Origin of the sequence: Pedobacter psychrodurus (assembly GCF_032678585.1) — a bacterium.
Lineage (GTDB): Bacteria > Bacteroidota > Bacteroidia > Sphingobacteriales > Sphingobacteriaceae > Pedobacter > Pedobacter psychrodurus_A.
In genome coordinates, this window is the sequence record NZ_JAVTSN010000126.1 from 1 (window position 1) to 1,229 (window position 1,229).

General features: G+C 34.3%; 1 protein-coding gene. It reads right to left on the reverse strand.

All coding sequences use genetic code 11. From position 1 onward, the window contains the following. Positions 1–57: 57 nt before the first annotated feature. Positions 58–1,125: an IS110 family transposase gene (locus R2S57_RS30330; protein ID WP_316848651.1), complete on the reverse strand. Its 1,068-nt coding sequence runs from the start codon at positions 1,123–1,125 to the stop codon at positions 58–60. Between the last annotated feature and the right edge of the window lie 104 nt (positions 1,126–1,229).

Sequence of the window (1,229 nt, forward strand, 5' to 3'; positions counted from 1 at the left end):
CCGATAGATTCTGTGTTAATTTCCAAATAAAATATTTTATTTTTGTTTCATAGGCAGTCAAGAACTAGCCAGTGTAGCGTGCTGATCCATTAGGTTTAGTGCGCTACTTTCTTTTAAAACTGAGTATTCTTTTTGATATTCCTGTTTGCTTTTATAAATCACATATACCATTTCTAATAGTTTTCTTTGAACTGCTACAAGTGCTTTCATTTTAATTCCATGTTTTGAAACTATTCGAAGATAGATTTCTCCAAAGTTTTTATCATGTTTAACGGCTACTAATGCAGGTAAATACATTGCCTTTCTAAGATGCCTATTTCCCTTCTTGGATATTTTTGGTTTTCCTTTTACTGATGTTCCTGATTGTTTTTCTTTCACGTCCAAACCAGCATAACTTGTAAGTTGCTTTTTATTTCTGATCAGCTCAAACCCATTTGTTTCAGCCAAAACAATGATTGCGGTAAGTTTCCCAATTCCTGTTATACTACAGATACGTTTTATTTCTGTGTTTAAATTAGCATCACCATTAACAATCATCTCCAAATCAGCTTTTATTTCTTTTTCTTGCTTATTCAACAGACGAATCCTCTCATTAAGTCGTTGCAGGCTTCGTTCATTCGGCTCCGCTTCAGACTTCTCAGCATGGGCCTGGTTCTTTACAATAACCCGTTCACTTACAATCTGATCACGCTCTCTTGTAAGTTGTTGAAGCATATGAAAGATTTTCTTAGGCCTGTGCCACTGATCAAGATTTCTTTCCAGACCAAACTGTGCAATCGCCTCAGAACAGCTTTTATCTGTTATGGTTTTGTTTTCAAGTGTTCGAATGTAATTGCTGATTTTATTTGGTAGAACAACAGTTACTTCACGACAATGATCATATAGGTAAAAGGCAAATTTTTGATGATAGATGCCAGTAGCTTCCATTACAAAACGAACTTTAAGTTCATTACTTGTAAGTTTTTTTATCCAACCTAGTAAAGCCACAAAACCAGCCTCATTGTTCTTGAAAACTTTATGGGCATAAAGATCAATACTCAAATCATCGAACATTCTGCCAACAGTAACTACCAATTCCTTTTGTGCAACATCTACACCCAATACTTCCTTTAATATTTTTTTCATCATTTTAAGTTTAATTATAAAGTGATGAATCTCCCTTCGTTTTTTCTCCTGGTTGGATATCCTGGATATTATGACATGCATAATTCCTTACATTCTGTTCAAAC